Source organism: Nitrincola alkalilacustris (assembly GCF_008973755.1).
Lineage (GTDB): Bacteria > Pseudomonadota > Gammaproteobacteria > Pseudomonadales > Balneatricaceae > Nitrincola > Nitrincola alkalilacustris.
Genome location: NZ_WBOM01000003.1, coordinates 99,226 through 113,204 on the forward strand (window position 1 = coordinate 99,226; position 13,979 = coordinate 113,204).

The 13,979-nt window shown below is 50.5% G+C and carries 8 protein-coding genes; all 8 read left to right on the top strand.

Features of this window, described 5'->3' with window-relative positions:
* Positions 1 to 118: 118 nt before the first annotated feature.
* The 8 genes from F7R27_RS06090 to F7R27_RS06125 all read left to right on the top strand — a co-directional run bounded on the left by F7R27_RS06090 (position 119) and on the right by F7R27_RS06125 (position 13,974).
* Positions 119 to 1,639, top strand: a complete 1,521-nt coding sequence (locus F7R27_RS06090; protein WP_151703345.1) for a sensor histidine kinase — start codon at positions 119 to 121, stop codon at positions 1,637 to 1,639.
* Positions 1,636 to 3,867 carry a bifunctional diguanylate cyclase/phosphodiesterase gene (locus F7R27_RS06095; RefSeq protein ID WP_151703346.1) on the top strand — a complete coding sequence of 744 codons (2,232 nt, stop codon included), beginning with the start codon at positions 1,636 to 1,638 and terminating at the stop codon, positions 3,865 to 3,867. Before F7R27_RS06090 ends, F7R27_RS06095 begins: the two co-directional genes overlap by 4 nt.
* 252 nt (positions 3,868 to 4,119) lie before the next feature.
* Positions 4,120 to 5,466: a FecR family protein gene (locus tag F7R27_RS06100; protein ID WP_168927442.1), complete on the top strand. Its 1,347-nt coding sequence runs from the start codon at positions 4,120 to 4,122 to the stop codon at positions 5,464 to 5,466.
* Positions 5,467 to 5,513: 47 nt separating this feature from the next.
* Complete coding sequence (locus F7R27_RS06105) at positions 5,514 to 6,839, top strand: tetratricopeptide repeat protein (protein ID WP_168927443.1); 1,326 nt, start codon at positions 5,514 to 5,516, stop codon at positions 6,837 to 6,839.
* A gap of 1 nt (position 6,840) precedes the next feature.
* Positions 6,841 to 8,991 (top strand): CHASE2 domain-containing protein, encoded by a 2,151-nt coding sequence (locus F7R27_RS06110; RefSeq protein WP_151703349.1) that lies wholly within the window; start codon positions 6,841 to 6,843, stop codon positions 8,989 to 8,991.
* 285 nt (positions 8,992 to 9,276) lie between these two features.
* Positions 9,277 to 9,840 (top strand): TMEM165/GDT1 family protein, encoded by a 564-nt coding sequence (locus tag F7R27_RS06115; RefSeq protein WP_151703350.1) that lies wholly within the window; start codon positions 9,277 to 9,279, stop codon positions 9,838 to 9,840.
* Positions 9,841 to 9,892: 52 nt separating this feature from the next.
* Complete coding sequence (locus F7R27_RS06120; RefSeq protein WP_151703351.1) at positions 9,893 to 10,900, top strand: efflux RND transporter periplasmic adaptor subunit; 1,008 nt, start codon at positions 9,893 to 9,895, stop codon at positions 10,898 to 10,900.
* Positions 10,900 to 13,974 (top strand): efflux RND transporter permease subunit, encoded by a 3,075-nt coding sequence (locus F7R27_RS06125; protein ID WP_151703352.1) that lies wholly within the window; start codon positions 10,900 to 10,902, stop codon positions 13,972 to 13,974. The genes F7R27_RS06120 and F7R27_RS06125 overlap by 1 nt, the downstream gene beginning before the upstream one ends.
* Positions 13,975 to 13,979 lie beyond the last annotated feature (5 nt).

Here is a 13,979-nt window from a genome sequence, read left to right on the forward strand (position 1 = left end):
ACTCATCTGCATGGAGGTGCCACTGGAAGATGAGTGTTGACTACTCTGGTTATTAGTCTAGCTTTGAACCTAAGGATATGTTTTTACTCTTTTGATTCATCAGCAGCGGAATATCTTCATGCAAGAGCCCGTAAAGGTATCACTGAGTGTCCGTTTCCTCTTTCTGGTGTTACCTGTATTGTTTGTTGTGTCATCTGTGTTTCTGGCAGTGCTGGCTTATAACGAACTGAAAAATGCCGAGCGCCTGAGCCGTCAGGTGTCACAGGATCAGGCCTCTCGAGTGGCTTACCTTCTGGCGGAACCTGTATGGCAGTTCTCTGATACTGTCTCCGTCACTCTGTTGGAATCTGTCCTTGAAGATCCGCAGATTATCTGTACTGCGCTGGAGTATGAGCGCAGCACACGTATTCCTATCCGCATCGGTGACTGCTCCGAAGAGGCGATTGGTCAGACAGAGCTGTTCTGGGCACCGGTCAACTACACTCATCAGGGTAATCAACTGCAGATAGGTAAGGTACACCTCTACACCTATGTTGATCATGGATGGCATACCATTGCCAAGGAAGTTCTTCAGTTGGCAGGGCTTGTCATCATGCTGTTCATGGCTTTGGCACTGACGACTGCACTGGCTTTTCGCTGGACTATTCTGAGGCCTTTGAATCGTGTGTTTGATTCGCTCAGACACTATCAGCGGACCGGGCAACGCCAACCGGTTAACTGGAGTACAACGGATGAGTTGGGTCTGTTGATCACCGAGTATAATGAAAGCCTTAAGCGCCAGGCCGAATCAGAACAGAGTGCTCACTCAGCCCGCGAGTTGGCTGAGAAAGCCCTGCATAACCTGAAGCAGGCTCAAGAGGGGCTGATTCAGGCTGAGAAGCTGGCTTCGCTGGGGAGCCTGGTGGCGGGTATCGCGCATGAGATCAACACACCAGTAGGCAATAGCGTCACCGTAGCGACATCTCTGCATGAAAATACACGGGTGTTTCGTGCAGCTCTGGAGAGTGGAGCACTAAAGCGATCGAGCCTTGAGCAGTATCTGGATAATGTTGATGAGGCTACCGGCATACTGGAGAGAAATCTTCATCGTGCTGTTGAGCAGGTATCCAACTTCAAACAGGTTGCGGTGGACCAGACGAGCTCTCAAAGACGTGTCTTTGATCTGAAAGAGGTGGTGGATGAGGTGATGTATACACTACGCCCCAGGATCAAGCACACACCTCACAAAGTGACGGTTAAAATTCCCGCCGGGATTCAGTGTGACAGCTTTCCCGGGCCTCTTGGTCAGGTGGTGACTAACTGCTTCAATAATACACTGCTGCATGGGTTTGACGGTATCGAGGCGGGTGAGATAGTCATTGATGCCGAACGGTTGGATGAGGGCAGGGTGCGGCTGACCATGTCTGATAATGGCACTGGGATGGAACCGGAGCAGTTGAAAAAGGCGTTTGATCCATTTTACACCACCAAGCTGGGGAAAGGAGGATCCGGGTTGGGGCTGCATCTTGTCTATAATATTGTTAACGGGGTACTGGGTGGTAGTGTTCAGATCAGCAGCAAGAGTGGTGAGGGGCTGACCGTAACACTTGAAATTCCAACTTCTGCTCCGGATCAGACAGATCGAAAAGGTGATATATGAGCCAAGACCCTACTGATAGCAATGACCTGGTTCAGTTCACAGAAGAGGAGGTATCATCTTCACCCAGCGAAGAGCAGTATGAATCATTCTGGCCGGTTCTGGTGGTGGATGATGAGATAGGGGTGCATGAGGCTACTCGCTATGCCTTGAAGGATTATCAGATACTGGACAGGCCTGTCCGATTTTTCAGTGCCTACACAGCCGATGAAGCACGCGAAATGCTTCAGTCTCATCCTCAGTTTGCCTGTATTTTGCTTGATGTGGTGATGGAGTCGGATGATGCCGGTCTTAAGCTGGTCAGTTTTATCCGTGAAACACTCGAGGAAACCAGTACCCGCATTATTCTGCGCACCGGTCAGCCTGGCTATGCACCTGAGCTTGAGGTGATCCGCAAATATGATATCAACGACTACAAATCCAAAGGTGAACTGACGCGCAGTCGCTTGATCACCACCCTGACTGCGGCGATTCGCTCCTACCATCAGATCAAGACCATTGAAACCAATCGACAGGGGCTTAATCTGATTATTGAAAGTGCCTCTGGACTGTTTCTTGAACGAGCTGTACACACCTTTGCCAAGGGTGTGTTGATGCAGCTATGCAGTATGTTGAATATCGATGAGAACGGCTTTCTGTGCTGTCATGAAGACGCCCAGGATAATCAGGTCAAGGTACTGGCAGGGCTTGGGCGCTATTCGGATCTGGTCGGGTCCACGGTTGAAGCGCTCAATGATGAGAAACTGCTGCAGGAGATCAATCATGCACTCAGCACACGTGAGAACCTGATCGACAAGGATCATGTGATTTTCTACATGCGCTCACCTCATGGAGATGAGCTGGTAGTACGTATCGAAACACTGCGCCCGCTCAGCGATATGGATGTCAAGCTGGTGGAACTCTTCTCAGTCAACATCTCGGTAGGCTTTGATAATGCCCGGATGTTTGAGCGTATAGAGCGTCTGGCATTTGTTGATCACCTGACCGGGTTGCCCAACAGAACAGCATTTGCTCAGATACTTGGCAACTATGTCAAAGGCCATGTTCCGTTCATGCTACTGATGGCCGATATCGATAATTTTCAGGCTGTTAATGATGGCTTGGGGCGAGTGGTCGGTGATCAGACCCTGGTGATGACAGGGACGCGTCTGGAGCAGTTCTTTGGAGAGGGCTGTGAGCTGGCAAGAGTATCGGCTGATACTTTTGGTTTTATTCTTACGGATATCAATCTCAGTAAACTCGAGATTCAGCTCAGGAAATTGAAAAAGTCTTTTGATCATGGCCTGTCGATCGACAACTACGAAGTACCGGTCAGTCTTACTCTAGGTGTCGCTCTGTATCCGGATCATGGCAATGATGCTGAAACACTGCTGCAAAATGCCAGCATTGCACTAAAGCACTCCAAGCGTAGCCTGCGTGCTGGTTTCAGTGTATTCAATATCGAATTTGAGCGGGCATTACAGCAGCGGTTGGAAATCGCCAGCGAACTTCGTCATTGTGTGGCTCAGGGTCAATTGGTGCTCCATTTTCAGCCACAGGTGTCACTTATCAAGAAGGCAGTGATCGGTGCGGAAGCCCTGGTGCGCTGGCGTCGTCACAATGGAGATCTGATGTCTCCATTGCTGTTCATTCCAGCGGCTGAAACCTCGGGTCATGTTCTTGCCATCGGGGCCTGGGTGATGGAGGAGGCGTGTCGACAACAGCAGATCTGGGCACATCGAACCGGCGCTGATCTGGTTGTCGCAGTCAATGTGTCAATGAGGCAACTGGTTGATGTGGAATTCATCAACATGATGGATGATGTATTGAGGCGCACATCTATCAATCCTGCGATGCTGGAGCTGGAAGTCACTGAAACCGTGATGATGGAAAACTCTGAGTCTGTTGGCGAAATTCTTCACCAACTGAGAAAACTCGGGATTCAGGTGGCGATAGATGACTTCGGCACAGGCTACTCTTCCCTGAGTTATCTTCAGAAGCTGACAGTGGATCGTCTGAAAATTGATCAGTCATTTGTCCGCGGTCTTGCTCACCGGGTTGAGGATCAGGTCATTGCGGCGTTGATTATCAAAATGGGGCATCTACTGAATATCAAGGTGATAGCAGAGGGTGTGGAAACTCAGGAGCAGCAGAATGAGCTGCTTAAGCTTGGCTGTGATGATGCTCAGGGGTATCTGTATGCGAGACCTATGGAGTCTCATTTGCTGATGGATTTTATTCGACAGTTTTGAGGCTCTTGTCTGTACTTTACGCTAGCTGCTCCTATATTAAGTTGTAAGGCACAGCTTCTGTCTATCAAGGGGGCAATAATGAAATACGCCTATCAAAAAATAACACTTGTCCTGGTGCTTATCCTATTCAGCTGCTCAGCTTTCGGGGCTGTCGGAAAGATCTCTTTACTATATGGAGATGCTACGATTCTGCGAGGTGATGCCTCGCTTATGGCCCAAACAGGGAGCGAGCTGGAGGTTCGGGACACTCTGATGACTTCAGCCGGGGCCAGAGCACAGTTGGTTTTGGGTGATAATACTGTCATCAGCCTGGGAGGTAATGCTGAATTCCGAGTTGATGAATTCATTAATACTGATGATGATGCTCGCATGTCCCTGAATATTGCTCAGGGTACTTTCAAGGCGATATCCGGACAAATTGTTAATCGATCACCAGAGAGCTTTCGACTTAACAGTCGGACGGCGACTGTTGGGATTCGAGGAACCATCATCACGGGTAAAATTACTCCCGAATTTGAATTGTTCGCTACTATTCGCGGCAATATTTTTGTCATAGAAAATGTAACAGGTGCACAGGTTGATGTGCCTGCAGGGCAGTTTACACGTGTTATTGCCGGTTTCCCGCCTACTCCGGCAGCTGATCTGACTCAGGATATAGTCAACGAACTGGCTACAGATGTTGAAGTTCCTCCACCTTCTGCCGGACGCATGCTGGAATCGTCAGGATCGGTTGAGCCAGCACAGATGGTCATGCTGAGTGCAGTAGCAACTGAACAGGAGGTTCTGGAATACGCCGGTAGGTTGGACGATGCAATGCCATCAAGAGATTTACGGCGCGAGTTGGCTGGCGATAGTCTGAGTGATCAAGCGATAGCAGACAGAAGTGAACAGGCGGCAGTGGATCAAATCAATGAAAGTCATGACGGACCACTAACACCACCGCAGAACCCTGATGAGCCACCTCCATCACATGACCAGCCAGGCACAATTATTGATGAACCTGAGCTGACAGATGCTGAGCAATTGGAGCGATATCTGTGGTGGTGGTATAGCTTCTACAGCTCAGAGTTTGCAAATGTAACCTTTGTCCCGCCGGTGACACAGTTACCTGGTGCCAGTGATCATTACTCTGTATGGGGAAGCTGGACGGGAGGTGTCTGGGTTGCTGGATCACGTACACCAGAAACGGTTAATCATATTAATAGCCTTCTGGGTACCTCTACCATCTATAACTATTTTGGTCAGGCAAGAGGTCATGTCTATATGAACAGCTTCAGTGCTGCGCCTTATGACATACTTCTGGACTCAGTCAACCAGACTCAACTCAGTTTCAACTTTGGAACCGGGGTTTACTCCGGGTCCATCCGCTTCCACACCAGTGGCGGGTCAGGAACACTCTGGGATATTTCACTTTCAAACGGCGTTGTCACGGAAAATGGGGTGTTCACTTTTAATGCCAGAGAAAATGTGTTGAATACTGAAGGAGGACTGATAGGAAACTTCTATGGACCAGCGGCCGAGTCGCTGGGAGGTTTTTTCAATCTGGTTAATTCAGCCCAGGAGCGACAGGCCGTGGGTGTGATAAGGGCGGTAAGATGATGAATTTTTCTCAAATTTTCAGGTCATTTTTTGCTGCTTCTCTCCTGATGACTGCCTCGGCTTCCTATGGTCAGGTACAGGGGGCAGAAACTGCAGACGGTCGACTAGAGAGGCTTAATCAGTCGTTTGAAGCTGCGATGGAGCAATACCGTCAGCGAAACTATCATGATGCTTATGGTGCATTTGATGAGTTGAGCGAACAGATTCCGGGTAACATCACCGTTAATCTTTTTCTGGCCAGAAGTGCTCTTGAGCTGAAGCGATATGACGAAGCGCTGATCGCGCTTGAGCGAGTATTCATAATAGACCCGGATCATGCTCAGGCAAGAATTGAGATGGCACGTTGGTACTCTGTGCTTAACCAGCCGCATCTGGCTGTAAATGAGTTGGATATTGCGTTGAGGCAGGAGCTTCCGGATCAGGTGAGGGAAGAGGCAGAAGCCTTTCAACGTGCCTTGATAGCCAGGCAGAGTCGGCACAGTTTGACCAGAACGCTTGTGGTTGGGCTCGTATATGACAGTAATGCCAACAATGATATCGGCGGAGGAAGTATTATTGAGCTACCAGGTCTTGGGAATATCGGTATCATGGGAAACGATGAAGTTCGTGACTATGGCTTAACTCAGGCTTTGATCCTTGACCATGTTTATGACTTTGGATTGCGAGGAGGCTGGCACTGGGAAAACCGGCTGACAGGTTTGAATCGCAATAACAAAAAAGAGTCAGGTAATGATATTTTCTATCTTGCGGTTGACTCAGGGCCCTCCTACGTTTCTGATAACTACAAAGCCAGCTTTCCTGTTGTGCTGGAAAGGGTATGGCTGGATTACAGTACTTATTTAAGTAGTGTTTCAGCTTCTGCAAAATATGACCATGCGGTTTCATCAGATCTTCTTCTGAAAGCATCCTATCGTATTCAATCGCTCAACTACTCCAGTGAAAACAGTCCTCGAAACGCCTTGAGCAATAAGGTGGCCGTCGGCTTTCAACGTAATTTTGGAGTCAACCCGGTTACTCTCGAAATGGCAGTCAGTGTCGAGGATCGTAAGCAACGCTCATCCAGTCGGTACATGACTAATCCGGCAACATTGAAAGAGCTGGGAATGAGCGTCGAACTCTCGAAACTCCTTAATGATAAGCTCAGAGGGAGCATCGGCTATAGCTGGCGGAAAACCGACTACAAAGAGACCAGTTTTCTCTTTGCCAACAGTCGTGAGGATAAGGTTCATCGATATGATCTTGGGTTGACCTATGCTCTGGATAGGCGATCAGCAATCGGTGTCGGCGTTGCCTATGCCAACCATAACTCTAACCAGGGGCCTTTCGACTATGATAAAACTACAGCCTTCGTGAATTATATACTGAGGTTCTGAAATGCAGCGAGGCTGGCTGCATCTGTGGATAGCTCTGACACTTTATGTCATTACTCTGGGCTTATATACAACCCTGTCAGGCTTTGTGGATCCATATGAGGTCAGGCTTAAGGATCAGATGCTATCCATCAGGGGAGAAATGCCGGCAGACGCTGATATCATTATTATTGATATTGATGAGCGGAGTCTGAGTGAACATGGCCAGTGGCCTTGGTCGCGTGATCTTGTTGCAGAACTTCTACTGAAGCTTCATCAGGCCGGTATAGGTATGATTGGTCTGGATATCATATTTCCAGAGCCTGATCGAAGTTCACCTCATCGAGTGCTGAAAGCGCTGGGCTTACCGGCCGATGACGCACCGGATCATGACCAGATCCTGCTTGATGCGATAATGAATACTCCGACGGTTTCCGGATATGTTTTTGCCATGGAACCGGACGGTATCGTTTCTGATGAAGCCCTTGATACGCTGGCCTTGATTGTTGAATATGATAAACCTGTTGATTCACTTTTGCCTAAGCCTCACCGATCAATACTCGGTGTCCCGCAAAAAATAAACCCCAGCTTATTCAGCGGATATATCAATACCCTTCCTGACAAGGATGGTGTAATTCGTCATATGCCTTTGCTGATGGAGTTCAATGGCATGCTTTATCCATCTCTGGCTTTGGAGATGACGCGCCTTGCGCTGGGTGTGAGCAGGGTGAACGTTCTATACGAAGATATTCAGGTTGCCATGGTTCAGCTTGAAGGCTATCAGATTCCAACTGATATGTATGGAAGAGTGCGAATCAACTTCCGGGGGGAAGCCAGACGCTATAATTATATTTCAGCTTCAGAGGTATTGAACCAGTCTGTTTCATCAGAGGATTTAGCCGGAAAAATCGCCTTTATCGGCACTTCTGCTGCAGGTTTGTATGACTTGAGAAGTACACCTTTAGATTCTGTTTTTCCAGGGGTAGAGGTACATGCGACTGTGCTGGATAATCTTTTAAATCAGGACTTTCTCATGACTCCCTATTGGGCGCCTGGTGCTGATGTAGCCAAAATTACAGCTGTTGCAGTTCTGGTTTGGCTCTTCTTAACTCTTCCCGGATCAAGTTTCGGTTCTTTATTGGCCCTGGTGCTTTTAATTTTTTTACTTATATTGGATTACTATCTGATGGTATCCAAAGGACTGGTGTTGCATTCGCTTTTGCCTGTATTACTGCTTATATCATTGTTCCTTATTGGCACTGTTTTGAACTATGTACTTGAAGCCAGGCAGAAAGCGAAGATCATCAGGCGTTTCGAAAGAAAGGTTTCCCATGATGTTGTCACACAACTGCTGAAGAGTGAGGAGCTGATTCTGGAAGGAAGTGAGCAGGAGGTGACTGTTTTCTTCAGTGATATCAGGGGGTTCACAGCCCTGTCTGAGATGATCGGGTCGGCGAAGGCATTAATTTTGCTTCTCAATCGCTATATGACGCCTATGACTGGAATCATCACGGCGCATAAAGGTACCGTCGACAAATTTATCGGTGATGCGATTATGGCTTATTGGAATGCTCCCTTGCCTGATCAGTTTCATGCTGATCAGGCGCTGCAGGCTGCAATCGAGCAGATAATGGCATTGGAGCAACTGAATGAGATGTTTCAACAGGAGGGGCTGCCTCCTCTGAAGATAGGCATTGGTTTGAATACCGGGGTTGCTGTTGTGGGTGAGATGGGGTCAACTGATCGTTCCGACTATACTTGCATTGGTGATGAGGTGAATCTGGCTTCCCGTACCGAAGGGTTGTGTAAACTGTTTGGTGCAACTATTGTATTGACTGAGTCCACGCTGCAGGCACTGCGCCAGAAGGAACGATACCGTTTGCGCTGTCTCGGTCGTGTTGCGGTGAAAGGGCGTGAGCACCCGGTTACTGTGTATGAGAGCCTAGGTTATGTAGGGCAGGAGTGGGTGGCATTCGACACTGACGCACAGCTTTTCATGGAGTATGGCCTATCACTTTTTCAACAGGCTCGATTTACTGAAGCTGCCTATTTTTTCACCCGCTTACTCGAACAGGATAATCAGGCTCTTTATCGCTTCTATCTGGATCACTGCCTTGAGTACCAGCGGAACCCCGAACCTGACTTTGACGGGACTCTGAGACTGACATCAAAGTAAGGATGTTGATTGATAATAGAAAGTTGATTTCATCATACGTGATCGAGGTCTTTTGCAGCTATGACTTTAATTTAATTTTCTGCTACCATTCGGTCGATCTTGGGGGAGTAATCTTCCTGTCTGCCAGATAAGCAGACACTGAGTGACTGTCAACATACTTGAGCCCCATTGCTCATGGCAGTTGCGTCCCGAAAGTGGGATTGATGAGACCTGAGACACAGTATGCCGCCTTGGTGGGCAGGTATATTGTGTCTTTGGTTTATTTTGCCCGCCCGGACAGCTCAAATGGATGCCTTTATCTCCTCGACACTGGTGGTTGCCATCGCTGAAATCGGTGACAAAACCCAGCTGCTGACTCTTTTCCTTGCTGCACGCTACGCTCGGCACAGTGCCATTATTCTGGGTATTCTGGTGGCCACGCTGCTTAATCACGGTTTGTCTGCCTGGTTGGGTGCCTGGGTCGTGCAGTGGTTCCCGCCTTTACTGTTGCCCTGGATACTGGGTGGCAGCTTCATCGCTGTGGGACTTTGGGTGTTAGTGCCGGACAAGGATGAGGGTGCAGACGCCAGTGTGCTGGCCTATGGCGCATTTACCGCCACCTGCATACTGTTTTTTCTGGCCGAGATAGGTGATAAGACTCAGGTGGCTACCGTCATTATGGCGGCACGATTTGAAAATGCCTTGCTCTGGGTGGTTGCCGGCTCCACTCTGGGAATGATGCTGGCCAATGTGCCAGTCGCCTATGCCGGCAGTTGGCTGATGCAGCGTATCTCACTGACATGGATCCGCTGGGTAGCCTGTGGTCTGTTCGTCCTGATGGGCCTCATGAGTATAGTGGTTTATAAATAGCGGCTTATAAATAGTGGCCTACCAATAATAATACGCTTTCTGGAGTCTGACGATGACATGGAGAATGACGCTTGTTTTGATGGCACTGCTAGGGTGCGTTCAGACAACCATTGCGGGCGATGACTGGTCTGATCGGGTAACGGTTGCGACAGTTGAATCTGTCAGTGAACGGTTGGTGCAGCGTTTTGCTGCTGAAGTCGTCAGCCTGAATCATACTTTTCTGGCCAGTGAGTTGTCTGCTCGCATTGAGAAGATCCTGGTACGCCCGGGTGAGTCGGTAGAGCAGGGGCAGCTTCTGGTAAGGCTTGATTGCCTGGATACGCAGGCCCAGCGGGCACTTCTGCAGGCGCGATTACGTGATATCGAAGCCGGGTTGAAGCGTGCTGAGCGTCAGGCTGAACGTTTACAGGGATTGCAGTCGCGTCAGCTCACAGATACCTCATCACTTGAAGATGCGCAGACCGATGTTGAGCGTGCGCGTGCCCAGATACAGGGTGTTCGTGTGGAGCTGGGGCTGGCCGAACGTCAGATTGAGCGTTGTGACATTCATGCTCCCTTCAAGGCTACAGTGTTACAACAATTGACCGGTGAGGGGCGGTGGGTGAGTCCGGGTACTCCGTTATTGGAGCTGGTTCAGATCAGCCCAGCTGAAATTGAAGTACAACTGCCAGTCAGCCTGTTTTTGCATAACGGCAGTCAATGGCAGGTTGAGTTCAGTGCAACAGGTCTTAATCCTGAACCCGTTACACTAATTCGACAGTCCATGGTTCAGGACCCGCGCAGCCGCACCGTCAGCACCTGGTTCACCGCACCGGATAATGCACGGATCGGCATGACTGGCCAATTGATCATTGATCATGGCGTTGAGTATATTCCGGCCAACCTGATCCTGCGCAGGGAGGGCGTGCTGGGTGTTTTTCTGATTGAGTCCGGCTGGCCAGAGTTCTTCCCGCTGGAGGGAGCGCAGGAGGGAAGACCCTTCCCGGCTCCTCCTGAGTGGTCACAGCGTCAGATCGTGATTTCTGGCCATCATCGGCTGCCCTTGCCGAGGGGGGAGTGATGATTCATCGTTTCCTCAGTAATACGGTATTCACCAATCTGGTGTTTGTGCTGGTCCTGTTGATCGGATTGATGTCTTATAATCTGATGCCCAGACAGAAGGATCCGACCATCAATTTCAACTGGATCGTGATCATGACATTTCTGCCGGGAGCCAGTGCAGAAGATATAGAGATGCGGGTTACGCAACCCCTCGAAGATGCCCTGCGCAAACTGAATGATGTCAATTTTGTAGCCAGCACATCACGTGTTGGCATGTCCAATATACTGGTGAGGTTCCGCGATCTTGATGAGCGCACATTCGACAAGCGTGTGAATGACCTGCGCCGGGAAATACAGAATAAGCGAAGTGAATTACCACCGGATATCATTGAGCCAACCATCATTGAGATCACCAGCGCGAATGCCTTTCCGACAGCTACGATTCTGCTCCAGGGGCAGGCTGATGATGAAATGCTGCGAAGCCATGCGTTTCAGGTCAAGCGTGAACTGGAGCGGATACGCGGGGTAGATCGCGCCGACAGCGTTGGAATGAATGATCCTGAAGTACAGGTCCAATTGGACTTCGATCTGCTGGCTGGACTGGGTATTTCCCCGACGCTGGTGGCCGATATGATCTCGATGCAGTGGCGGGATCAGGCAGCCGGTAAGCTGACTGTTGCCAATGAGCAGTGGCTGGTAAGACATATCGGACAATCACCCGACCCTGATCAACTGGCCAGAATGGTGCTGCCCCACAGCAGTGGTGAAATGTTGCTGGAGGAGGTGGCCCGCGTCCAGCGCAGCCGTCAGGATGCCACCCAGAGGGTGCTGTTCGAAGATAAGCCTGCCGTCATGTTTGCAGTCATGAAGGATGCAAATGCCAATACACTGGTTCTGGTAGAACAGCTGGAGGCCTTTGTCGAGGATTATAATCAGCGCCATGAAGAGCAGGGAGTTCGAGTGGTGCTGGCCGATGACCAGACCGAGTCGACCCGCCGCGCGATCGATACGATGCAGACCAACGCATTGCAGGGCCTGACTTTCGTTCTCTTGGTCAGTTGGCTGTTCCTGGGCTGGCGCATCGGGTTACTGGTGGCGATGGCGATCCCCTTCTCGCTGGCCGGCGTGTTTATCGTTCTGAATATGACCGGTGAGACACTCAATCTGACCGTTCTGCTTGGCGTGATCATTGCGCTGGGTATGTTGGTGGATGTGGCAGTGGTCATGGTTGAAGCGATGCATCAGCGTCTGCATCAGGGGATGCAGACGATTGATGCAGCGATCGCCGCGATGCAGGAGGTGGGCTGGCCGATTCTGGCCGCCGTATTGACGACTATGGCGGCTTTCCTGCCACTGATGTTGCTGCCGGGCATTCTGGGCGATTTCATGCGAATCGTGCCGATGGTTGTGACCATAGCGCTGATCTTCAGTCTGGTGCAGGCTTTCTGGATGTTGCCGTCCCAGAGCCATTTTCTGAATATTCAACGCAGCTCTGCAGCGTCCATTCATTCCCGGCGTGAGCACACCCTCAGGCGCATGCGCAATCTGTATGGACGAATACTGGTCAGCAGTTTTCGCCACCCCTGGGTAACACTCCTGCTATTGATCAGTGCCTTCTCTTCAGCAGTCTGGCTGGTGGCCACTGAACGTATTGCGACCAACTTCTTTGCTGCAGATACTCTGCAGGTGTTTTATGTGAATGTGGATATGCCGGCTGGTACCACACTGGATAATACCCTCAATAAAACACAGCAGGTGGAGGCTTTGACTCGCGACTGGCTGAAGCCGGAAGAGGTGCGTTCACTGGTGCCTTATGCCGGTCAGATGTTCACCGAGACGGAGCCACTCATCGGTGAGTCCTATGGCCAGATTTTTGTCAGTCTGACCCCTCGGTATAACAATGGGCGCAGTGCGGATGAGATCATCGATGGGCTGCGTGATCATCTGCTTGCAAATACGCCAGTTCCTGCCACAGTCACTCTGCTCAAGCTGTCTGATGGACCTCCCAGCTCCATGCCGATCAGTATCAAGGTAAGAGGGGATGACTATGAAGAGATCAAGGCTGCGGTCAATGATCTGACACGAGTACTGGAGGCCATTCCAGGTGTGACCGATATCACTAATGACGCCGCTCCCGGGAGTCAGCAACTGATCACTCGCTTGAATATGCCGGCAATCGCACGCGCCGGGCTGGATGCCGGCAGTGTCATGCGTACACTGCGTATACTGACCGATGGTGAAGTGGTGGCGCAGATGAATGACCGCGGTGAGCAAGTTGATCTGCGTATCCGCAGTCAGGCTCAGGAAACGGATGATATTCAGCGCTGGCTGGATACGCAGATAGCGACCCCAGTTGGGGGCCGTGTACCTCTCAGCGAGTTGCTGGAGATGGAAGTACAGACGGGATATGCCAGTTTGAGGCACTACAACTTCAGCAGATCGATCACGCTTGAAGCTGATCTGGATCGCAGTGTGATTGATACGCTTCAGGCCAACCAGCAGGTGATGGATGCCTGGGAAACTCTGGCGGGCTCTCATCCTGGCATCACGCTGGATTTCTCCGGTGAACTGGATGATATTCAGGAGTCGCTGGATGCGATGGTGATCCTGTTTGTGCTGGGCGTCGGCCTCATGTATCTGATACTGGGTGCGCAGTTCCGCAGCTACTTCCAGCCACTGATTATTCTGTTGACCATTCCAATGGCGTTCACCGGAGTGGCCTATGGACTCTGGTTCAGTAAGAACCCTTTGAGCCTGTATACCCTGTATGGCTTGATTGCCCTGTCAGGTATTGCTGTGAACTCCGCCATCGTGCTGATGGCGGCTGCCAACAGCCGCCGTGAGGCCGGTATGAGCATCCAGCATGCAATCGTCTATGCTGCCCGCCGGCGTCTGGTGCCGATTATCATCACCGCGGCGACAACCATGGCGGGGCTGATGGGGCTGGCTGTGGGGCTGGGTGGCAAATCACTGATTTTCGGACCGGTGGCCACGGCAATTGTCTGGGGGATCAGTGTTTCAACCCTGCTGACACTCTTCACCATTCCTCTGATCTACAAAATGACGGCGAGACGGCGCAGCAGAGATATATAGAGCTT